This window comes from Planctobacterium sp. R6, assembly GCF_055755215.1.
The window spans coordinates 106,194-129,112 of record NZ_JBVTQY010000009.1; the positions used below are offsets into that span (position 1 = coordinate 106,194).

Consider the following 22,919-nt stretch of genomic DNA (forward strand, 5'->3'; position numbering starts at 1 on the left):
AATGCAAAAAACTATTTTTTCCCCGGTATTCCCCAAAAAAGCAGGTGAACAACAACATTGGTGCAATCTTGCCGGAAGCTCATCCGCTCTGGCGATTGCAAATTGTGCTACAGAAAGCCAGAAGCGCGTTGTAGTTGTTACTTCTGACACTCCCGGCGCCTTAAAACTGGAACGCGAAATTCGCCATTTTTTAAAGCACACCAGTATCAACGTTTCTGTTTTCCCCGACTGGGAAACACTGGCTTATGACACGTTTTCGCCTCATCAGGACATTATTTCACAACGCCTTGAAACCCTGTATGACCTGACGCAAAAAGGGCGCGATATCTATATTTTCCCGGTGACAACGATGCTGCAAAAAGTCGCGCCTGTTGAGTACCTGGGAAAATACGTTTTATTCCTCAAACAAGGTCAAACGCTGGATATCGAGGCATTCCGTAGCCGCCTCAACCGAGCCGGATACAACGCAGTTAACCAGGTAATGGAGCATGGCGAATATTCGGTGCGCGGCAGTATTGTGGATCTGTTCCCCATGGGCACCCAACGTCCTTTGCGCCTGGATTTATTTGACGACGAAATTGAGAGCATTCGGGAGTTTGATCCAGATAGCCAACGCTCCGGAGAAAAGCGGGAATCCATTCGACTGTTACCCGCTCATGAATTCCCTATCAATAAACAAGGTATCGAACAGTTTAAGGAAAACTACAAACTAGCATTTGACGGCCATTATGGAAAAGGCTCCATTTTTCACGACGTCAGTTCCGGTGTTATGCCGGCAGGCATTGAATATTATCTGCCGTTGTTCTTTCAGCAAACTGCCAGTATTTTTGACTATATCAGCGACGATACTTTGTTCGTTACCCAGGGCAATATAATTCAGGCCATTGATTTTTTCCTGGCAGACGTAAATGAACGCTATGAACAACACCGTTGGGATCCCCTAAAACCCCTGCTCCCCCCACAATCTCTGTTTTTTCGGGTGGAGGAACTCAATAGTTTTCTAAAACAGTGGCCCAGAATAAATGTCAGAAGCGAACAGTCTGAACAAAAGTCCGGCAGCACTGAATATGCGATTGAAAAGCTCCCTGACATCGCCATTAATGCTCAGTCAAAGAGTCCTTACACGAAACTACAGGCACAACTCAAAGCGTGGCGTGACAGTGGTACAAAAGTACTGTTTTGTGCTGAAACAGCGGGCAGAAAAGAAGCCTTGCTGGAACTTTTACTGGAAGCGTCTGTAAAACCAAAACCTTTTGAGCATACCGAAGCGTTTTTAACGGGTCATGCACAACTGGGGATTTGCGTGGGTTATGTTGATCACAGCTTTGTGATCCATGGCGCTGACGGTGCACTGGCTTTTATTACAGAAACCGAACTGTTAGGTCACAAGGTCAGTCAACGCCGATTGCGTAAAAAACAGCAGCCAACTGATGAATCGGCGGTTATCAGAAATCTGGCAGAATTACAGCCAGGCCAGCCTGTAGTGCACATTGAACATGGTGTTGGTCGTTATCTTGGCCTGCAAACCCTGGATGCCGGTGGGGTTACGACAGAGTACCTGACTATTGAATATGCCAAACAGTCTAAATTGTATGTGCCGGTCGCTTCACTCCATTTGATCAGTCGCTATAGCGGCGGTGATGATCAGGCGCCATTGCACAATCTCGGTACCGATACCTGGTCAAAGGCGCGGCAAAAAGCTGCAGAAAAAGTACGGGACGTAGCGGCGCAATTACTGGAAGTCTACGCCCAAAGGGAAGCCAAACCTGGTCAGGCCTGTAAAATAGATTGGCAGGACTATCGCCAGTTCGCTGACAGCTTTCCCTTTGAAGAAACAGATGACCAACAGCAAGCCATCAATGCTGTTATCAACGATATGGGGTCTCCGAGAGCCATGGACCGACTGGTGTGTGGCGATGTGGGCTTCGGGAAAACAGAAGTTGCAATGCGAGCGGCATTTATTGCCGCAAGTCAGGGCAAACAGGTGGCTGTTTTGGTCCCTACAACCCTGTTGGCACAACAGCATTTTGAAAATTTTCGCGATCGCATGAGCCAATGGCCATTCCAGATAGAGGTGATGTCGCGCTTTAACAGCAGCAAAGAGCAAAAACAGGTGTTGGCAGGATTAGCCGGGGGCAAAGTGGATATTGTCATCGGTACCCACAAACTCATTCAAAAAGACATCAAGTTTGCCGACCTGGGTTTATTAATTATTGACGAAGAACACCGCTTTGGGGTGCAACAAAAAGAACGAATCAAGAGCCTACGTGCTGAAGTCGATATACTGACCCTCACTGCGACGCCCATTCCGCGAACATTAAATATGGCACTTAACGGCATGCGCGATCTGTCAATAATCGCCACCCCACCGGCCAAGCGACTGGCGATTAAAACCTTTGTTAAACAACGCGATAAAGCACTGATACGCGAAGCTGTAATGCGGGAAATTTTGCGGGGTGGTCAGGTCTACTTTTTACACAATGAAGTGGAGACTATCGAAAAAACCGCCAGTGAAATTTCCGAAATAGTGCCGGAAGCCAAAGTCAGCGTTGCTCACGGACAAATGCGTGAAAAAGAACTGGAACGCGTCATGTCTGACTTTTATCACCAACGATTTAACGTGTTGGTTTGTACCACAATAATCGAAACCGGCATCGATATCCCGTCTGCAAATACCATAATTATGGACCGGGCCGATCATTTAGGTCTGGCTCAGTTACATCAGCTCAGAGGCCGCGTCGGTCGTTCTCACCATCAGGCTTATGCCTATATGTTGACGCCACACCCTAAACGCATGACCAAAGATGCCACCAAACGCCTGGAGGCTATTGCTCAGTCAGACAATTTGGGGGCCGGTTTTGAGTTGGCCACCCACGATCTTGAAATAAGGGGCGCGGGAGAATTGTTAGGAGAAGAACAATCTGGGCAGATTACTACCGTGGGCTTCAGCCTGTATATGGATATGCTGGAAGAAGCGGTGGAGGCGCTGAAAGCTGGTAAAGAGCCATCATTAGATAACCTGATGGCACAACATACAGAAGTGGAGCTGCGCATCCCGACACTATTGCCGGATGATTACATTGCAGACGTCAATGTGCGACTCTCCATGTACAAAAAAATCGCGTCCTGTAAAAAACGGGCGGATTTGAAGGAAATTCAGATTGAATTAATTGACCGGTTTGGCATGCTACCCGAAGCAACTAAGAACTTGTTTAAAGTTCATGAGTTAAAACTAAGCGCTAAACAAATAGGTATTACAAAAATCGATGCCAATGCACAAGGTGGTTTTGTTGAATTCAGTGAATCCACTAAGGTAGACCCAGGGTACATAATTCAACTGATACAAACTCGTCCCAACGTATTTCGCTTTGATGGACCACAAAAGTTGAAGTTTACCTCTGAAAAACCAGAAGCTACCAGGCGACTGGCTTTTATTGAAAACTTACTGACAGATTTTAATAAACAGCAGAAAGTCGCCTAAGGCTGATAACATAGTGTTTAAACGATAAATAACCAGGGAATTTCATTTTGCAGAAAGCAGCATTTTTTCTTAGCCTGATTGTTTTATTCGCTTTTACCTTCCCCCAGGTACAGGCTAATGAGACGTCAAATCCCTGGTGGTTTGAGGTTGAATTGATTCTGTTTGAACGAGATACCTCCCCGGAAACATTGGAAGAACAGTTTCCGCTGCAGGTTACACAGATTGATACTCAGGGTATGCGTGACTTTATCACAGAAACCCTGGTCCCTGAATTTGACTTTCTTCGTCAGGGAGCAAGCCTGTGCAACCAGGAAAACCAGGTTATCCCTTTTCCTGCACAAACCCGCCCCGTTGTCTTAACTGATGAGCCGCCGATTGCCACCAGTTTACTGCAAAATGCCTTGTTGCATGACCCGGAATGGGTAACCTCTACCAGACCTTCTGAGCAATTTCAAAGTCAACTTGACCGCTTTTTTGAAGTCTCAGACGAAGACCTGGGTAAGCATCGGGACCACTCACAACCTGTGTTTGATCAATTTGACAACACCAGCATTAAATCGTCGTCACCGGAAATTAAACTTCCGGATTCTTTGTATTGCCAATGGCCAACAGAATTAACTGATTTTTACAGCGATGAAGCGTATGCGCTGCGTAATAACGTAAAATTGAGCACCGTTCCCGCAACGTTACAAGGTATTGAGTACCCCTTTGCAGATAAAGCCTACACCTTACCGAAACAGCTGTTACAACTAAAAACGCTCAAAACAGACATCAATCGCACCAGGGGCTTAAACGTATTGTTGCATACAGCCTGGCGACAAAATGTAATTGTGGGCAGAGACAATGCCCCCTGGTATCGCATTTATGCGGGTGAGAACTTTGGCCAGGAATACTATTACTCCGGTTTACCTAAGCGCCATCCTGAGGCTGAAGATCGCTTTCATAACCCTACCCTTTATGAACAAATTGCAGCGGTTCTGGCAGCACAAGACTATCAAAACATTGAGGAGAGCGAGTCTCCGGCAGCGCTTTTGGCGCTTCAACAATCTAAGTTAAACGATGAAACATTGCCGGTCTGGACAGTAGATGGACGACTCAAGGTCTTCATTGAATATATTGGCCGCACGCCGTATCTGCATATAGACAGTGATTTAAACTTCAGAAAACCCGTGGTCATTGATTGGAGCAGCTTTAAACATCCTGTTGAGCAAGGGTTAGAGCCCTCATCAGCAACCGCAAACAATCAACTGCCCCTGCAACCCAATTTTCTTCAGGCGTTTCATTTCGATCAGTTACGCCGCATGATCAGCACAGAAATTCATTACTTTGACCACCCGATGTTTGGCATGGTAGTGCAAATCAGGCGCTACAACCGACCTGCAGCACCTGACGAGCAAATTGCGGAATGATTGCTCATCCGGTTTACTGCAGTGTCAGATAACTCACTCCGGACACAACAAACGCCACCAGTACATTCAACACAAAACCTTCCCGGGCCATGGTCTTTATTGGGAACTTGTCCGTTCCGTACACGATGGCATTGGGTGCCGTTGCCACAGGCAGCATAAATGCACAACTGGCCGATATTGCGGCAGGTATCATTAACAGCGCCGGCTCGATGCCCATTGCCATACCACTCAACGCTAATATTGGCATCAGCAGCGTTGCCGTTGCGGTATTTGAGGTAATTTCAGTTAAAAAGGTGACAAATAAACAAATCGAAAGAATCAGTACCGGCAAAGGTACGCCATCCAGAAAACTGAGCAAATCGCCCATTTTTTGGCTTAACCCCGACGCGGTAAACGCTTTCGCAATACAAATCCCCCCGGCAAACAATAATAACAAGCCCCAGGGAATATCATTGGCAGTTTTCCAGTCTAATAAATTACCGGGTTTACCATCACTACCTTTGTCGCCGGAGGGCACCAGAAACATGGCAATAACTCCTAACAGGGCAATCGTACTGTCGCCAATGGTCCCAACGCCAAGTAAATCAGACCAGTAGGGCCTGCTCACCCAGGCTAAAGCGACTATACCAAACACTGTTACCACACGCTTTTCTGCTGGGCGCCATTGGCCTGAGGTGGGAATGTTAACGGGACCAAGTTGCCCCAAACCTCGGGTCAACCATAGCGCCATGATAGGAATCGCTATCACAACGATTGGCACGCCAGTTTTCATCCATTGTAAAAAGGTGACTTCCTGCCCCTGAGATTCCTGATAGACACTGATAAATATAATGTTTGGCGGGGTGCCTATCGGGGTGCCGACGCCGCCCAGACTGGCTGCATAAGCAATACCCAGGAGCAAAGCAGCAGCCAACCGCGGATTATCAATAGAGGACAAAATTGCCAGGGCAATTGGCAGCAACATCAAGGTTGTAGCCGTATTGGAGATCCACATACTCAGCAACGCAGCGGTAAGCATAAAAGCAAGTACCAGTCGCGCCGCACTTTTGCCACCGGTTAATTTTAACATTTGCAAGGCGAATCGCTTGTGGACGCCGGACTTTTCAATGGCTTTCGACAACATGAACGCGCCCATTAATAACACAATAACATGGCTACCTAAGGCTGATGCGGCTTCTTTATGGGACAAAACCCCTACTGCCGGAAAAGCTGCAAATGGGATCAAGGAGGTGGCGGGAATAGGTAGCGCTTCTGAAACCCACAACACGGCAGTAACCAGAGTTATTGCCGCAGTCCAGCTAATCGCTGCTGTAACGCTGATACTGTCCAGATACCATTTGAGTACCCCGGCGATGAGAACCGCGACAACAATAATCGCTTGTTTAGTGGTCATTAAAACTATCCAGAATCTGACGCAGTTCTTGCCAACGCTGCGAAGACTGACAATGGTTTAAGCCGTTGTATTTGGCCTGCTGCATAATCATTTTCAGGATTGCCGGTGACATTGCTGTATCACCCTTGTAATTATCCAGAACTTCAATCGAAGCGTCTCGATTATTGCAAATCAGGGCCATATCACAACCAGCTGCCATCGCTAATTGCGCTCGCTCTGTAGGGCTACCGCATTTTACCGCCCCCTCCATCGTCAAATCATCCGAGAACACCGCGCCACTAAAGGCTAATTCTGTTCTGAGCTTTTGCTCGATCCACACTTTAGAAAAGCCCGCTGGCAAATCATCAAAGGCTGAATAAATAACGTGCGCGGGCATTACGGCATCCAGCACATTTTGTTGTGCCAATTGTTCAAACACCCAATAATCCGTTGCGAGAACCTCCTCAGCAGGACGCTGGTCCACCGGCAATGCAATGTGCGAGTCTTCTTTAACACTGCCATGACCTGGAAAGTGTTTCCCGGTAGTTGCCATACCGGCATCACGCATTCCCTGGCAAAATGACGCGACTAATGCCACCACATCTGACTTATTTTTTGCAAACCCCCGATCCCCTATAACCTCAGAAATGTTATTGATGTCTGCCACTGGGGCAAAACTGATATCAATACCTACTGATTGAATTTCCAACGCCATGAGTTCGGCTATGGCACGGCAGTATTTTTTTGCCAGTGCCATATCGCCTTCTGCGCGTTCCAGAATACTCGCCATCGCCGGCAGCTCACTGAAGACTTTTCTGAAGCGCTGAACACGTCCACCTTCCTGATCAACCGCAAGTAGTAACGGCTTTTTGACTGCCATTCTGATCTCTCGGGTAAGCTCTGTAATCTGTTGATGATCTTCAAAGTTACGGGTGAAATAGATCAGGCCACCCGTTAACGGATGCTCAAGTATTTCCTTATCTTCCGCCGTCAGAGACTGACCGGGAAGGTCCAACATTAAAATTCCCATTAATACCGTATTATTGTTGTTTTAAACTGGCACAACTATAAAAGATGCTAAAGGGGCATTGCAATTAGCTTTACAGCTATTTAACAAACTGATGCAGCCTGATGTTTAAATATCAGGCAATTTACGTTGGTTGTTGGCCAAATAGTGCCTGGCGCTGTTCATTTAAAAAACCGATAACAGGTATCGAATCTATCAACTGTTATATTTTTAGCTAAGCACTAAACTAAGAACAAGTTCACTCATTCAGGAAAATCTATGTACGCTGTAATTTTTGGTAGAGATGGTTGCCCGTTTTGTGTCAGAGCAAAAGATCTTGCGGAAAAACTGACCCAGGAAAGGGATGATTTTAAATATCGTTATATCAACATTCACGAAGAAGGGATCAGCAAAGCTGACCTTGAAAAAACCGTGGGTAAGCCTGTGGAAACAGTGCCGCAGATCTTTTTAGATCAAACTCATATCGGCGGTTTCACTGATTTTGAAGCCTACGCCAAAGAAAACCTTGGCCTGTTTGAATAAGCCGCTGGCTTGAACTACACCATGTTGCCAGAGAGTGTTGCCCGATGCAGCGAAGCCGCCCCCGGACAAGCAACATTCTCTGGTATTTACTTACCGGCAATTAGCTCAAATGTGACCTCAGACAACACCTGACCGTTAATTTGCAACGCAATTCTGTGTTCGCCCGGGTAATACTTTCTGGTGGTAACTGATTTAAACGAATGCTGCTTTTTTAAGCTGATGGCGTCGCCACGGTAAGATTCCAACTGTTTCCACTTGAAGACTTTCGCACTCTGTGTGCCATTAGCTTTTTTATGCCAGACGATATAATCCACCATCAACTTCTGATTGCCCACTGCTAAACCATGCAATTCCACCTGCATACTCAGGGCACTCTCCATTGCTACCTGCTTCTGAGCCAACCTAAATTGTACACTGCCCTGAAACGGCGTGTAGCCAAACAGGGCTAATATTTTGGGATGCCCCTGCTTAAAAAGCGTTCGGCTGGCATGTTTAAGTAACCGCAGGCGCGTCTGATCCGCATCGGGTAAATACTCAGCGACAAACTCACAAACAAATTCAGCATTGTCTTTGGCAATATCATTCAGATTATTGGCAACAGAACGACGCACATACTCTTCGTTGTCGTTCAGTAAATTCACTAACAACGGCCTGATTAAATCTGGCTGCGCGATAAATTCTGGCAGCTGCTTTCCCCAGGGTAACCTGGGACGGGTGCCCTCACTGGCCAGTCGCCTGATATGTTTATCGCCGGATTTGGGCCAGTTCATAATGATGTCAAGTGCCCGCTGCTGGTCAAACAGAATGAAATCACGTAAAGCAAACTCAGAACTAAAACGACTGGTTAACACCTTCAGTAGATTTAACCCTGCCTCAAAATGGTCCGGAATGGCCCGTATACTGACTAAATCAGCCAACGGCATAATTAACCACCCTCTTATGCCTTCTTGCTCGACAATCGCCTCATTCATACTGTCTATTTCCGCAGGGTGCAGAATTTCTCTGATGATGGTTTCACAACGTTGAAAGCTGTCCGGCATAAACTGATGCAATGCCCCAGTGATCTGTTGTGAACGTTGCTTTAGCTCAAGCTCATTAAAATCGAAGGTGGCAGCTTGCACAAAAGCGTTCTGATTAAATTCCGTATATTGCTCGTGTATTTTTAGCGCTAACAGTTGCACTAACTCAAGGGAGAACTTGTTTTTAAAAGGTTCAGGCATGACAGGTGTGATGTGTTTAATCTGGGTCCACAATAATGGCTTGTGAACCCAAAACTGTCAGGATGTTTTCGGGGCGCTGAATCCCGCAGCGATATAGGTAATCACTTTTCTGATCAGATCTTCAATTTCCATGTGCTGCTGGTACTCAGCCTCTGCGATTTCGGACAACGCTTTGCTGGACACCATGGTGAAAACACAAGAGCCCAACGCAAAATGCCAACGCCAGAATACTTCACTGGGGGATAAGTGCGGTACCGCGAGATGCAATGCCTTGTTCAGATGTTTCAACTCCTGAGTGTAGTGCGTAGTGATGTAGCGTCTTAAATGACCCTGAGACTCGTAATAGGCTCTGGCAAACAATTGCACAAACACACGGGTTCCATTAGGCCTGACTTTTTCTAACGACAACAGAGGTTCAACTAACGCACTGAACAGCCCCTCAGTACTTGCCGCCTGGGTAGATTGACTCATAGCCATTATTCGCTGATCGAGCGCCGGCATCAGCACGCTTAAATATCTGGCTAATACTTCCTGTATGAGTTGTTTCTTGGAACCAAAGTGATAATTAACTGAAGCCAGATTCACGTCAGCTTCACTGGTGATGGCTCTGAGAGAAGTATTATCGAAGCCAAAATCACAGAAGAGATGTTCGGCGGCGTTTAATATGCGATCTTTTGTTGACACGTGTACTGTTTATTAATTTTTCTTATGGTTAGGACTGTAAAGTTTCTAATTTTAAAGTTCAAGCAACAGGCCTGAATTCACGCCAGTATTTAGTAATTTATCGCATTTAGGTTGCCTGAACCGTTTAACGCTACTTATACTAGGCCCGAAAAAAATAATAGCTTTTTTGCCACCCAACCAAAAAGGTAACCGACAGATATGAGGAACACTCCATGAATAAACGTTCATTGCTGGCCATTATGGTGGCCACAGCCTTTGGCGTGTCGGGATGTAACAATGCATCCGAAACGGCAACCGTTGAAAAGGCACCCGAAAAACAACCAACGGCAGAAGATGCAAAAACTTTTATAGCCAATGCACAAAAAGAATTAGAAAAGCTGCAGTTGCCGGCAGCCCAGGCTGCGTGGGCTTACCAGACTTATATTATTCAGGATACCGCTGCGGTGTCTGCGTATTTATCTGAAAAACTGTCCAGTCGTGCTTCTGAACTAGCCAAAGAGTCAGCCAGATTTAATCATGTTGAAGTGGATCCCGACACCCGCAGACAACTGGATCTGCTGAGAAACTCGCTGGTATTACCTCCACCCGGTAATGCCGCAGAATCAGAAAGGCTGGCTCAGATAGGCACAGACATGGAAGGCATGTACGGTGCAGGTCAATATTGTCCTGAAGAAGGCACCTGTTGGGGTCTGACCGAAATGGGCAGCAAGATGGCAACTGAACGGGACGAAAAACTACTGTTAGATATCTGGCAGGGTTGGCGTCAGGTGTCACCGCCAATGAAAGATCTTTACATTGAGCAAGTTGACATTGCCAACAAAGGCGCGAAAGAACTGGGATTTGAGAATGTCAGCGAACTATGGCGCGGTAAGTACGACATGGAAGCCGATGCATTTGAAAAAGAACTGGACAGACTGTGGGGCCAGGTTGAACCCTTTTATGACGCCCTGCATTGTCATGTCAGAGCGGAGCTGGGTGAACAATATGGTACTGATGTCGTTCCACAAGACCAGCCTATTCCGGCTCACTTGCTGGGCAACATGTGGGCGCAGACCTGGGGCAACATTTACGACATCGTAAAACCTGAACAAGAAATGCAGGTCGCTGATGTAACCGCGGCACTGGAAGAAAAAGGCTACGACGAAATTCAGATGGTCAAGCAAGCTGAAACCTTCTTTACCTCTTTAGGTTTTGAACCGCTGCCTGAATCATTCTGGGAACGCTCTCAGTTCACGCAACCAGCGGATCGCGATGTAGTATGCCATGCCTCGGCCTGGAACCTGGACGATAAAGAAGACCTGCGCATTAAAATGTGTATTCAAAAAACCGGTGAAGAGTTTGCCGTTATACACCATGAATTGGGTCACAACTTTTATCAACGGGCCTACAATCAGCAACCCCTGTTGTATCGCGGTAGTGCCAATGATGGCTTCCACGAAGCCATTGGCGACGTAATTGCGCTGTCTATCACGCCAAAATACATGAAAGAAATTGGTTTGATTGATGAAATCCCGGATGCCTCCAATGACATTGGTATGTTGCTAAAACTGGCTTTGGATAAAATTGCGTTTGTACCCTTTGGCCTGCTGGTAGACAAGTGGCGCTGGGGTGTATTCTCAGGTGACGTTGCACCGGAACAGTACAATGACTACTGGTGGCAATTGAGAGAAAAATATCAAGGTGTGATGGCGCCGGTAGAGCGTCCTGCTGACGCCTTCGATCCAGGTGCAAAATACCATATTCCTGGCAACACCCCCTATAGCCGCTACTTCCTGGCACACTTATTACAATTTCAATTCCATCGTGAACTTTGTAAGATTGCCGGTGATGAAGGCCCGGTTCATCGCTGCTCGATTTATGGCAACGAAGATGCCGGTACAGCACTAAACAACATGCTGGAATTGGGACAAAGTAAAACCTGGCAGGAAGCGTTAGAAACTTTGACCGGTTCGCCGCAAATGGACGCTACAGCAATTCTGGACTATTTTGCGCCTCTGAAAGACTGGCTTGATGAACAAAATCAGGACCGTACTTGCGGTTGGTAAGTATCAGTCAGATTTAACTCTATGAGTAACAAAGGAGTCGCAAGACTCCTTTGTTGTTTTTGTACCTGGTATCAGATGCGACACCCTGTGATGTCTCCAATCTGCAATGCGATAACGCCAATAATCGTCTGAGAACCCGTACGTTTTGACCATAGCAGTACAATATTGCACTGGCCTGACTCAAAGCGCTCTTTGTATCATCACCTTGCACTTAGTCGCAGTCCATTAGTTATTCCAGTATCCAGTATCCAGTATCGGGATATATCAGCGCAGCATCGGGATACATCAGCGCAGCATCGGGATACATCAGCGCAGCCAGCCTCACGTAAATGGCTTGCAATCCAATAATCTAGCAATCCAATAATCTGGCAATCTGGCAATCTGGCAATCTGGCAATCTGGCAATCTGGCAATCTGGCAATCCAACACTCTAATAATCCAAAGCTCAATTTACTCAGCGTCTTCAGAATCCTACTCTTATTACTGGGTGAGGTACGCATCAGAATATGACTTTAGACCGCGTATTGTCGGGAAAGCCCTGACCGTTTGATGGCTACGTTCCTAATTAGCCTGAAATAACGTCATATCGTAAAGTGGGCGCAATAAAAAAGCCCGCATAGCGGGCTTTGGTATTACATCGATGAGATTAACTAGTTAGCAACCACCGTCTCGTCTGTTACTACGATAGCCGTTCCCTGCGAAGCAAAGAACTGCGCCATTTGTAGTTGCATTTCTGTGGTTGCGGCAACACTGGATGAAGGATCAAACAGCGAACCATGCGAACCAGCAATAAAGCGTACCGCACCACTTTGCGGTGTTTCGCTCACAGTGGTTGAGGTTACCGTTGGCAAGCCCAGGAAGCGGATCAGCGCTTCTGTTCCAGATGTCGGCAACGCTGTTACATTGGGGATCACCGCATCGCTGGTAGCCGTGGTGCCATCATCATTAGTGCCACCACCGACAACTTCATGCAATAACACTGGTGTAGTCGCCGCTAAACGTGCTGCGTAGTTATTCGGATCACCACCTTCGATAACGGTTTGTGCGGCAAAGGCAAACTGGCTAATCAGGCCATTGTCCACTGCTGCTTGCGCCGCAGTTCTTTCGCTCAGGTATTGCAGATACGCAGGTATCAATGCCTGTTCGATAGAAACTTCATTCGCCTGTGCATAAGTCGCTAATGCCACCTGAAATGACTCTGAACCGCCTGCTAATACACTGGCAGAAACCAGCGGACCAAAAGAGGCAGATTCAATCAGGAAAGAAGCAATACCGCCACCGGGTACTGATAATCCGGCAGAGTTGAATGCAAACATACCGGAAAACGGCGCCAGATCTCCTGTAAGCGGAGTATTAGCCGTTGCAACGGTACCAATACCGGTAATAGACCCCAGGCTTTGTCCCATGAAGTGCACATTACTGGCGTCGATAGGTGCAGTACCGGTTACGTCAACCCAGGCGTTAAGACCAAGACGCAGACCCATAGTATCGACAATACTCTGTCTTAAATTGTCACGGGCAGACAGCAAGCTACCTAAATTCAGGTAATGGGTAGGAGAACCACCAAAGCCACTTGAAGCGTTGATAACCTGACCGTCAATTTCAAAGCCACGGCTACCATGTAACGGATGATCAATTGCGACAGTTGCAAAGCCAGCCATTGATAACGCACCTGTTACCGCAAGTACGTCTTCTTTCTTAGAGGTAATACCGTGCTGAATGATTACCACAGGCCAGCCATTTTCAGGACGCGTTACCGCATTGACCTGCGGGTTGATCGCCGCTAAAAACTGAATCAGGGTTTCATCCGGAACCGTAACCTGAACCTGAATGGTTTCCGTGCCGTCAGAGTTTGAACCGTTTGCAGCCGGGATAGGCGCAACCTTGGTCAGGTGACGACGGTCAGTAATATCCAGATTTTCGATTACATCAAGGTTAAGATCATACAACTGGCCACCAGAAGCCGCCTGACATAAATCGTTGTTTGGACCGATGGCTTGTGCCTGAAGCAGCGCTGCCACCGTGCCTGGTGCCGCACTTTCTATCCCCTGTACCGCAGCACCTGATGTACAAGCACTACGCCACCAGTCACCTAACGGATTTTCCGGATTCAGATAGTAAGGTAAGTTAATTTGTCCCGCTTTAAGGCTGGACGCACAGAAAGGTGCAACACTTGGAAACAATGAGGCAACCGTAGGATTCAGTGGATTGCTCGGATCGCTCAGTACCGCCACCATACTGCTACAGGTAGCAATCCCCAGCGCCTGCAATTGGCCGTAGGTCTCGGCACCTAACAATCTTGGTGCAAGGACATCAAACGCGGTTTCATTTTCCGCATCATTTACCAGAATAGCAGGCAGATATTGCGCCGCCTCAGCCTGTGCAGAAGCCATATCGACACCTTGTGCCAACAACGCGCCTAACGCCTGTGCGAATGGACCTACCTGCAACTGTTTAACAGTAGCAGTTACAGTACCCGCAGAGCCTGTTGAGAAATAAGCTGCATAACTGGTTTGTTGCGGATCAAGACCTACACTGGCACCTGAACCCAATATCAGATTAGCCAATCCTTGAAGTTGCAGCTGATCCGGCGTGGCAAGTGGTAAGTCATTGATATCTTGTCTGGCCAATTCCCAGGTAGTAGAGCCCAGAACACCACGACCTTCTGAGTCTTTCAGATCCTCAGTAACAACCACCATGTATCCCTGACCGGGTTTTAGCGGCTTAAGGGGAATAATGGCAATAGTATCGCTATCACTTAACGTAACCGCATAGTCTTCATTTAAGGTTAACTGCGCACCAATTTCGCACGGAATACCCGGTGCCACTACCTGTGCCAGTACAGCCTGACACGCAGCTGAAGAGCCTTCTAATGCCTGGGTGGCTTCAAAAATGCGAATTGCGCTGGGTACCTGCAGAGAAGAAAGTGGGATCTGAACGTTGGCAGGTAAATCGACATTAATTGTCAATGGATACTGGGTAGACCATCCATCCAATGCACCTACGGCATCAAGCGGATTTCCACCATTAAAATTAACCTGGTTTTCTGACTCAATGGTGAAATCAAAAAGGTCCGTGGCTGGAATCATTGCGGCATCATTAGGCAATGGTATTGTGCCAGGTGGATCAAAAACAATTCTCGCAAATGGTTTATCGACCGTGGCATCGGCCTGGATTTCAACCAGGTCCTCACCGCCCCCACAGCCTGAGAGGCCTAGTGATGCGGCAATTGCGGTGCAGAGTAGCAGTTTTTTCATATGTATCCCCAAAATCCTATTCTAATTATTGTTCAACCATGTCGGTTTAATGTCCGCATTTATCGTGTGTAGTTAAAATGTGTGCATAACTTGTACGACCAGTGACAACTCCCCCAATATTATGGGCAAATAAAATTATTTGCAAAGATTTGTTAACTGTTTGTAAGTATCTTGTTTTTCTCAATAAACTATCCAAAACATAGGACAGTCAGTGTTAAAATCCAATTTTTTTTATGAATGGAAACTATATGCTTGATTTTCAGCCAAATTCAGAGGCCTTCAAAGGTAAGACAATCCTGGTAACAGGGGCCGGTGACGGTATCGGTAAAGAGGCAGCGAAACAGTATGCACAGTATGGTGCAAATGTGATTTTACTGGGACGCACAGTAAAAAAACTCGAAGCCACCTACGATGAATGCGTAAAAAACAGTCATGCTGAGATGGCAATTGTGCCATTGGACATGGAAGGAGCGACAGTAAAACACTATCAGGACATGGCTACCACTATTGAAAGTCAGTTTGGTAAATTGGATGGGCTACTACATAACGCCAGCCTGCTGGGTCAATTACAACCTTTTGGTCAAATCTCACCCGAAGAATATCAGCAAGTAATGCAGGTCAATGTGAATGCCACATTTTATATGACGCAAGCAATGTTACCGGTATTGAAAAAAGCCCCACATGCTTCCGTGATATTTACAACCTCAACAGTGGGTAATAAAGGCAGAGCTTACTGGGGAACCTATGCGATTTCCAAGTTTGCTACCGAAGGCATGATGCAATGTCTGGCAGATGAATACTCCAATACTCACCTGCGTTTCAATTGTATTAATCCGGGTGGCACCCGCACCAACATGCGGGCCAAAGCGTTTCCTGCGGAAAACCCGGACAACCTTAAAACCCCGGCGCAAATCATGCCTGCTTATTTATATTTGATGGATGACGCCAGTATCAATACCACCGGCGAAACGCTGATCTGTCAGCCTAAATAAACTGCGACTATGCTGCTTTGACGCGGGGATAAGCCGCGTTAGCGCAATAAAAAAGCCTCCGAAGAGGCTTTTAAATCGAGTTTATCTGAACCGTTAAAATGGCAATTAATCGCCTATTTTCGCCCAGGTATCTCTGAGTGCTACGGTCCGGTTAAAGACTAACGCACCAGCTTTGCTCTCTTTATCCAGACAGAAATATCCCGTTCTTTCGAACTGAACGGCTTCCCCGATGGCCTTATTTGCCAGTCCAGATTCAACCACACCATTTAATTTCACCAGTGAATCCGGATTATAAGCTTCCGCCAATTCCAAAGCGCCCGGGTTTGGCTCTTTGAACAAACGATCATATAAACGAATTTCTGCTTTTTCATGACGTAGCGCCGACACCCAATGAATCACGCCTTTGACTTTACGCCCATCGGCCGGATCTTTGCCCAGAGTATCTGCATCGTAGGTACAGTATATAGTTTGAATATTACCGTCCTCGTCTTTTTCTACCCGCTCGGCTTTTATCACATAAGCATTGCGCAGGCGAACCTCTTTACCCAGTACCAGTCGCTTGTACTTTTTATTGGCCTCTTCTCTGAAATCGTCACGTTCAATGTAAATTTCTTTATCAAACGCCAGTTCCCGTGAACCCAGTTCAGGTTTATTGGGGTGGTTTGCCGCAGTCAGGGTTTCACCCTCGCCCTGTGCATAGTTTTCGATAACGATTTTAACCGGGTCCAGGACGGCCATTGCGCGCGGCGCATGTTCGTTCAATTCATCGCGAATACAGGCTTCCAACATGGACATTTCTATCAGATTATCCATTTTGGTGACACCAATGCGCGAACAAAATTCTCTGACCGACGCCGGCGTGTATCCACGACGTCGCAATCCGGCAATAGTTGGCATACGTGGATCGTCCCAGCCGTCTACGAACCCTTCGGTGACCAGTTGAATCAGCTTGCGTTTGCTCAGTACCGTGTACTCCAGATTAAGACGAGAGAACTCATACTGTCTTGGCTGCGTTGCAATGCTGATGTTATCAATCACCCAGTCGTATAACCGGCGGTTATCCTGAAATTCCAGAGTACACAAAGAGTGAGAAATTCCCTCAATGGCATCAGAAATACAATGGGTAAAGTCATACATTGGATAAACACACCACTTTTCACCTGTCTGGTGATGGTGTGCGAATTTGATGCGATAGATGACCGGATCTCGCATGCACATAAACGGCGATGCCATATCAATCTTGGCACGCAAACAACAATGACCTTCGGTGTATTCACCTTGAGTCATTTTTTCGAATTCTTGTAAGTTGGTCGCCACATCAGTATCGCGGTATGGACTATGTTGCCCAGGTGCTTTCAACGTACCGCGCATTTCCCGGATCTGCTCCTGGGTGCTGAAGTCAACAAATGCCAGTCCCTTTTCAATTAACTCAACAGCATAACCGTGCAGGCTATCGAAATAATCTGATGAATATCGCACCTCACCGTCCCAGTGATAGCCCAACCAGCTAACATCTGATTTTATGGCATTGACATAATCGATACTTTCTTTTTCCGGATTGGTGTCGTCAAATCTTAAATTACAGGTGCCCTGATAATCCTCTGCAATACCAAAGTTTAGGCAAATCGACTTAGCATGTCCGATATGCAGGAAGCCGTTCGGTTCTGGCGGAAAACGGGTATGTACGGTGGTATGCAAACCAGACTCGATGTCGCGGTCTATGATTTGTCTGATAAAATTGGTCGGACGCTTTTCTGTCTCGGCCATTGGTCATCCTCTTACTGGGTTTACTGATCTCCTCAGTGCCATTGCAGGCCTGATTTCTCAGTCTTATGGCAACTGGATTGTGCGGAGAAATACAAAAGCCAGATGATAACTTTTTGCTTAACGTTAAGGAAGTCTGTAAACCGGATATCCAGTAAATATCCGACACCGACAGTTGCCCAATGGATTATTATTTTGACAAATCTTGGGTAGGCGCGAGTTTACCCGGTGATAAATTGTTCATTAAACCGACAAAAAACCGTTAATCTATTGTTTTACAGCATCAAAACGCAATAAAACTTGTGTCAATCCACCTGGGCAGACTACTATTTTCCAGTGACCATTAAGGCAACGTGCTGTATTTATAACAATGAAAGAAAAAGCCACATCATTTGATATTGCCCATCGCGCTGGCGTATCTCAATCTACTGTATCAAGGGCGCTTAGAAACAGTCCGTTGGTGAGCAAAGAAACCCGCGATAAAATTAAGAGTATCGCCAGGGAGCTCAATTACAAAGTAGATAAAAACGCCAGCAACCTGCGTCAGCAACAAAGCAAAACCTTAGCACTATTGTTATTTGAAGATCCGACTTCAGATGATTCCATGATCAATCCTTTCTTTCTTTCTATGTTAGGTAGTATCACCCGCGCCACTGCCAATGCCGGTTACGATTTGTTGGTATCCTTTCAGCAGTTCAGTGATGACTGGCATGCTGATTTTGAGGATACACACAAAGCCGATGGGATTATATTACTGGGGTACGGGGACTTTCTGGAATATCAGGAAAAGTTACAAGCTTTAGAAGAACAACAAACACACTTTGTACGTTGGGGAGCGATCAACGAAAGCCACCCCGGCATTGTGATCGGCAGCAACAATTACCAGGGGGGTAAGAACATCACCCAACACCTGTTAGCGCTGGGGCACAGAGAGTTCGTTTTTGTAGGCGGGGCGGATAACAATAGTCCGGAGTTTCTGGAGCGTTTTAATGGCTTTAATGACGCCTTAATTGATGCCGGCATTGTTCAAAAGCATCAGCGGGCCAAACATTGGGATGCGATATCTACGGAGCACTCCGGATATAATGTGGGTAAAGCGTTAGTGGAGTCCGGTGCTAAAGTCGATGCCATTCTGTGTGCTTCAGATTTGATTGCAATTGGGGTACTCACTGCCTTAAAAGACTCTGGTGTTTCAGTACCCGACGATATTGCAGTAGCGGGTTTTGACAACATTCCCCTCGCCCCATTTACCAATCCCCCACTGACCACTGTCAGACAAAACACCAAACTTGCCGGTGAGTTGCTGGTAGATGCATTGGTGAATCAAATTGAAGGTAAACCCTGCAACAGCCATCTCATTGATGCTGAAATCATCGTACGCCAGAGTTGCGGCGAAAAATAAGAAGATACAATCAAACTACGGCAGCATCGTGACTGCCGTAGTCTTTTAGCGTCAAGCTTCCCGCACCCGCAACGTTAACAAACCGGCTATCGCCATGCTTACCCCGGCAATCAATAATGCATAGATGGGTTCACCACCGAAAATTCGGGTGATCATAAAGCCTAAAATGCTGGCAGCAACCAATTGTGGCAAGGTAATAAAGAAGTTAAAGATCCCCATAAATATACCCATTTTATTTTGTGGCAATGAGTTTGCCAGCAAGGTATAGGGGATCGACAATATCGACGCCCAGGCAAAGCCAATTCCTATCATGGAGTAAATCAGATAGTCGGGGTTATCGATAAACATAAAAGAGATAAAGCCAATTGCGCCAAGGTTCAGGTTGATTAGGTGAGTAACTCGTAAATTAGTGAACCTGACCAGGAGCGGAATTACCACTGCAGCCAGCGCTGCAAAGGCAAATTGACCACCAAATAACACCCCTACCCAGTTGGCTCCATCGTTATAAGCTGTTGAGGCGGTATCACTGGTATTAAAATGGTGAGAAGTCACTGCGGCCGTAGTATAGATCCACATTGCAAACAAAGGGAACCAACTAAAGAACTGTACCCACGCCAGTTGTTTCATGGTGTCTGGCATATTAAACAAATCATCCATCATGGTTTTAAAGCCATTTTCAGTGCTGCCTTTTTTGGTCAACATCCCGGCAATAAGTTGCAGAACACCAAAAGAAGCCACTACCCCGGCCAGAATAAACAATTGTTTGTCCAACGACGCCTTAAAAATCTGAATCACTGCCGTCATAATAATCCCGGCAAAAAGCCAGGCAAGACCACCCTGGGTATAGGCCAGCGCGGAGCGACTGACATGCTGTTTAATTTGTACTGCGTGCTCTATACCGCGTTTTTCTTCTTCTTCCGCCTCAGCCGCAGCAAATTCATCCAGTTCCTGCGGGCTGTACTCTTTGGTAGACCAGATAGTCCAGGCTACAGCAAGAAAGAAGGCCAACGCACCAAAATAAAATGAAAACTTAACCGAGTCCGGCACTACACCTGGCTCGGCAGTGTTGCTGACGTCCAGCCAGTTAGCCAAAATCCAGGGCATGGCCGAAGCTATAGTACCGCCTATACCAATGAAAAAACTTTGCATGGAAAAACCGGTAGCACGCTGATGCTTCGGCAACATATCACCAACAAATGCTCTGAAAGGCTCCATAGAAACATTGATGGCCGCATCCATGATCCACAACATACCGGCAGCCATCCACAGGTAAGGTGAGTTAGGCATGATGAGCAGTGCCAGGCTGGCAGAAATCGCCCCTATCAGGAAAAAGGGACGACGCCGACCAAAGCGATTCCAGGTATTGTCACTCATGTGACCGATAATCGGCTGGACCACCAAACCGGTAATCGGTGCCGCAATCCATAAAATAGCGAGGCTATTGTAGTCAGCCCCAAGGGTCTCAAATATCCGGCTGACGTTGGCATTTTGCAAAGCAAAGCCCATTTGAATCCCCAGAAATCCAAAACACATATTAAATATCTGGAAAAAGTTAAGTTCCGGCTTAGCTTTGTTCATGCCTTTCCCTTTCGTTTCATTCTGTTTTAGTTATTTGATTAAAAGTAACACACCCCTCTGAATTTGCATTGCTAAAACAGAGGGATTTAGCAGGTGATTTATTTCTGAGCCTTAAACCTGATTGCCACACCTCCACTTTTCGCCATGCGTAATGTTAACTTTTGTCCTGCTCTGACTGGTTTGCGATAAATTTCCATCTCATAAGGATTGTTTAACCAGTCAGCCCTGGCACCATCCTGGTAGACCTGCATTTCGTATAAGCGATTCTTGTCCAGAAAATCGGCGCTGATCTCAACGACACGGGCATTTTCATCAGTCAGGCCACCTAAGTACCAGTCTTCAGCGCCTCGTTCCTTACGGGCAAACACTACGTAGTCGCCCACCTCACCGGCCAATGCCATACTTTGCGACCAATCTGTGGGCACATCCTGAATAAACCGGAAGGCAGGCATATTGCTTTCATAGTGCCTTGGTAAATCGGCCGCCATTTGAATAGGACTGTACAACACAACATACAGAGCTAATTGCTTTGCCAGTGTAGTCTGCACCCGGTTTTCAGCATGCAAACCATAGGGTGCAAGATTAAAGATACCAGGGGTAAAATCCATCGGTCCAGATAACATTCGGGTGTATGGTAATACCGCAGTATGTTCGGGTGGATTAGGTGGCGATCCCCAGGCGTTAAATTCCTGGCCTCGCGCTCCCTCTCTGGAAATCCAGTTGGGGTAAGTTCGACGCAGTCCGGTGTCTTTAATTGGCTCATGAGTATTGATGCTGATTTTGCGTTTAGCAGCTTCTAAAATTGAGTGCAGATATTCGTTTGCCATAAACTGACCGTCGTGCCATTCGTATCGCACAACACCATTGTCGTCCACGCGTTTTATGTCACCACCATCTGCCACATACCCCGTCTTGATTTGTCGCACGCCCATTTTTTCATACAAATCGTAAGCGTCTTGTATTTGATTGCGGTAATTGCTGACACTGCCAGAGGTTTCGTGATGCCCGACTAACCTGACGCCTTTTTGTTGTGCATATTGCGCCAGCGCCGGTAAGTCAAAATCGGGATATGACTGTGTAAAACTGAACACATCCCCATTGTGAAACCAACTGCCGTCCCATCCTTCATTCCAGCCCTCGACTAACACCCCATCGAAATTGTATTTCGCGGCAAAGTCGATATAGCGTTTAGTTTCTTCGGTTGTCGCACCGTGTTTATCACCCGATCCCCAGGTTTTTTCGTTGACGTGCATTGCCCACCAAATCCCAACATATTTGCCCGGTTCAACCCAGGATACATCCCCTAACTTATTGGGCTCATTGAGGTTTAAGATTAGGTCGGAGTTTAATAATCCGGTGGCATCATCTGCCACCTGGATGGTTCGCCATGAGGATTTAAAGGGCGCACTGGTTTTAACCTTAATACCGTCATACCAGGGTGTCAGGTCGGTTTTTAAGGTGGTGCCGCGTCGGCGGTCTAAGGTAAATGCCGCATAGTCCACCAGAGCTGCTTCGTGAATGGCCACATGAGTTCCCGCCGGTGTTTTTAGCGTAAAGGGGGTGTGAACTCTGTCAATCTCACTGAGTTGTGTTGTCTCGTAGATATACTCATACCGGTTCCAGCCTCTTGCCGGAATCCACCAGGTGGTCGCATCTGCTGCAAAAGCAAATTCAGTTTCTTCATCAACGATTTCTACCTGTGCAATATTTTTGTGTGGTGAGACTTCATAGCGAAATCCAACCCCATCATCAAATACCCGAAAGCGCACAACAAATTCATATCCTTGTGGATTTTCAAACTCTATGGCTAATTCATTGAAATGGGATCTGATGTACTGCTTTTCGCCCCAGGGTTGCTCCCAGGTGTCGTTTTGTGTTTCTGTCCAGGACGCCGATATTTTAAAATCAGGACCAAATTCCGGTAAGGTTTTAAAGTTCAAACCCAATCTGGAAGCATTCAGAATGGTTTCCTGACCAAAATGAACACTGTATTGGGGGTTGTCATTATCGTCTGTAACGGTCACCGCCAATCGTTTATCCGGTGAACTCACCGTCAATGTTTCAGCATAGGCACTGATCGTTGATAAACCGGTTAGGGCAATGGAGACTGCAGACAGAGTAAATAAACGCGATGATCTGGTGTTGAACATATCTATTCCTGGTTTCT

14 protein-coding genes are annotated in these 22,919 nt (G+C 46.7%); 6 read left to right on the forward strand and 8 right to left on the reverse strand.

Annotation, left to right across the window (positions count from 1 at the left end; genetic code table 11):
• Position 1: 1 nt before the first annotated feature.
• Positions 2 to 3,481: a transcription-repair coupling factor gene (gene mfd / locus AC0J20_RS08370; RefSeq protein ID WP_473021338.1), complete on the forward strand. Its 3,480-nt coding sequence runs from the start codon at positions 2 to 4 to the stop codon at positions 3,479 to 3,481.
• A 47-nt stretch (positions 3,482 to 3,528) separates the two neighbouring features.
• Positions 3,529 to 4,890: a CsiV family protein gene (locus AC0J20_RS08375; protein WP_473021339.1), complete on the forward strand. Its 1,362-nt coding sequence runs from the start codon at positions 3,529 to 3,531 to the stop codon at positions 4,888 to 4,890.
• A 13-nt stretch (positions 4,891 to 4,903) separates the two neighbouring features.
• On the opposite strand, the gene AC0J20_RS08380 is transcribed toward AC0J20_RS08375, so the two are convergent.
• Positions 4,904 to 6,283: an SLC13 family permease gene (locus tag AC0J20_RS08380; protein WP_473021340.1), complete on the reverse strand. Its 1,380-nt coding sequence runs from the start codon at positions 6,281 to 6,283 to the stop codon at positions 4,904 to 4,906.
• On the reverse strand, positions 6,273 to 7,280 hold the full coding sequence (nagZ, locus tag AC0J20_RS08385) for a beta-N-acetylhexosaminidase (protein ID WP_473021341.1): 1,008 nt from the start codon (positions 7,278 to 7,280) through the stop codon (positions 6,273 to 6,275). The genes AC0J20_RS08380 and nagZ overlap by 11 nt, the downstream gene beginning before the upstream one ends.
• A 267-nt stretch (positions 7,281 to 7,547) precedes the next feature.
• On the opposite strand from nagZ, the gene AC0J20_RS08390 reads away from it, so the two are divergent.
• On the forward strand, positions 7,548 to 7,811 hold the full coding sequence (locus AC0J20_RS08390) for a GrxA family glutaredoxin (RefSeq protein ID WP_229527418.1): 264 nt from the start codon (positions 7,548 to 7,550) through the stop codon (positions 7,809 to 7,811).
• An 86-nt stretch (positions 7,812 to 7,897) separates the two neighbouring features.
• Here the strand turns inward: AC0J20_RS08390 and AC0J20_RS08395 are convergent, their stop codons facing one another.
• Together AC0J20_RS08395 and AC0J20_RS08400 are read right to left on the reverse strand one after the other, a co-directional pair.
• Positions 7,898 to 9,031 carry a DNA alkylation repair protein gene (locus tag AC0J20_RS08395; RefSeq protein ID WP_473021342.1) on the reverse strand — a complete coding sequence of 378 codons (1,134 nt, stop codon included), beginning with the start codon at positions 9,029 to 9,031 and terminating at the stop codon, positions 7,898 to 7,900.
• A 57-nt stretch (positions 9,032 to 9,088) separates the two neighbouring features.
• Positions 9,089 to 9,715, reverse strand: a complete 627-nt coding sequence (locus tag AC0J20_RS08400; RefSeq protein WP_229527420.1) for a TetR/AcrR family transcriptional regulator — start codon at positions 9,713 to 9,715, stop codon at positions 9,089 to 9,091.
• Between the two features lie 212 nt (positions 9,716 to 9,927).
• Between AC0J20_RS08400 and AC0J20_RS08405 the strand changes: the two genes are divergently transcribed.
• Positions 9,928 to 11,760, forward strand: a complete 1,833-nt coding sequence (locus tag AC0J20_RS08405) for a M2 family metallopeptidase (protein WP_473021343.1) — start codon at positions 9,928 to 9,930, stop codon at positions 11,758 to 11,760.
• Between the two features lie 649 nt (positions 11,761 to 12,409).
• On the opposite strand, the gene AC0J20_RS08410 is transcribed toward AC0J20_RS08405, so the two are convergent.
• A complete protein-coding gene (locus tag AC0J20_RS08410) occupies positions 12,410 to 15,016 on the reverse strand; it encodes a VolA/Pla-1 family phospholipase (RefSeq protein WP_473021344.1) in 2,607 nt (868 codons plus the stop codon).
• A 248-nt stretch (positions 15,017 to 15,264) separates the two neighbouring features.
• On the opposite strand from AC0J20_RS08410, the gene AC0J20_RS08415 reads away from it, so the two are divergent.
• The gene (locus AC0J20_RS08415; protein WP_229527424.1) at positions 15,265 to 16,008 is read left to right on the forward strand and encodes a YciK family oxidoreductase; all 744 of its coding nucleotides are present in this window, start codon (positions 15,265 to 15,267) and stop codon (positions 16,006 to 16,008) included.
• A gap of 105 nt (positions 16,009 to 16,113) precedes the next feature.
• On the opposite strand, the gene glnS is transcribed toward AC0J20_RS08415, so the two are convergent.
• A complete protein-coding gene (gene glnS / locus AC0J20_RS08420) occupies positions 16,114 to 17,775 on the reverse strand; it encodes a glutamine--tRNA ligase (RefSeq protein WP_229527425.1) in 1,662 nt (553 codons plus the stop codon).
• A 367-nt stretch (positions 17,776 to 18,142) separates the two neighbouring features.
• Here glnS and AC0J20_RS08425 point away from each other — a divergent pair, with 367 nt between their 5' ends.
• Positions 18,143 to 19,174, forward strand: a complete 1,032-nt coding sequence (locus AC0J20_RS08425; protein ID WP_377307040.1) for a LacI family DNA-binding transcriptional regulator — start codon at positions 18,143 to 18,145, stop codon at positions 19,172 to 19,174.
• 51 nt (positions 19,175 to 19,225) lie between these two features.
• On the opposite strand, the gene AC0J20_RS08430 is transcribed toward AC0J20_RS08425, so the two are convergent.
• Together AC0J20_RS08430 and AC0J20_RS08435 are read right to left on the reverse strand one after the other, a co-directional pair.
• Entirely contained in the window at positions 19,226 to 20,752 is a 1,527-nt protein-coding gene (locus AC0J20_RS08430; RefSeq protein WP_473021345.1) for an MFS transporter, read from the reverse strand.
• Positions 20,753 to 20,850: 98 nt separating this feature from the next.
• Positions 20,851 to 22,902, reverse strand: coding sequence for a glycoside hydrolase family 97 protein (locus tag AC0J20_RS08435; protein WP_473021346.1), 2,052 nt, complete (start codon positions 22,900 to 22,902; stop codon positions 20,851 to 20,853).
• Positions 22,903 to 22,919: the final 17 nt, after the last annotated feature.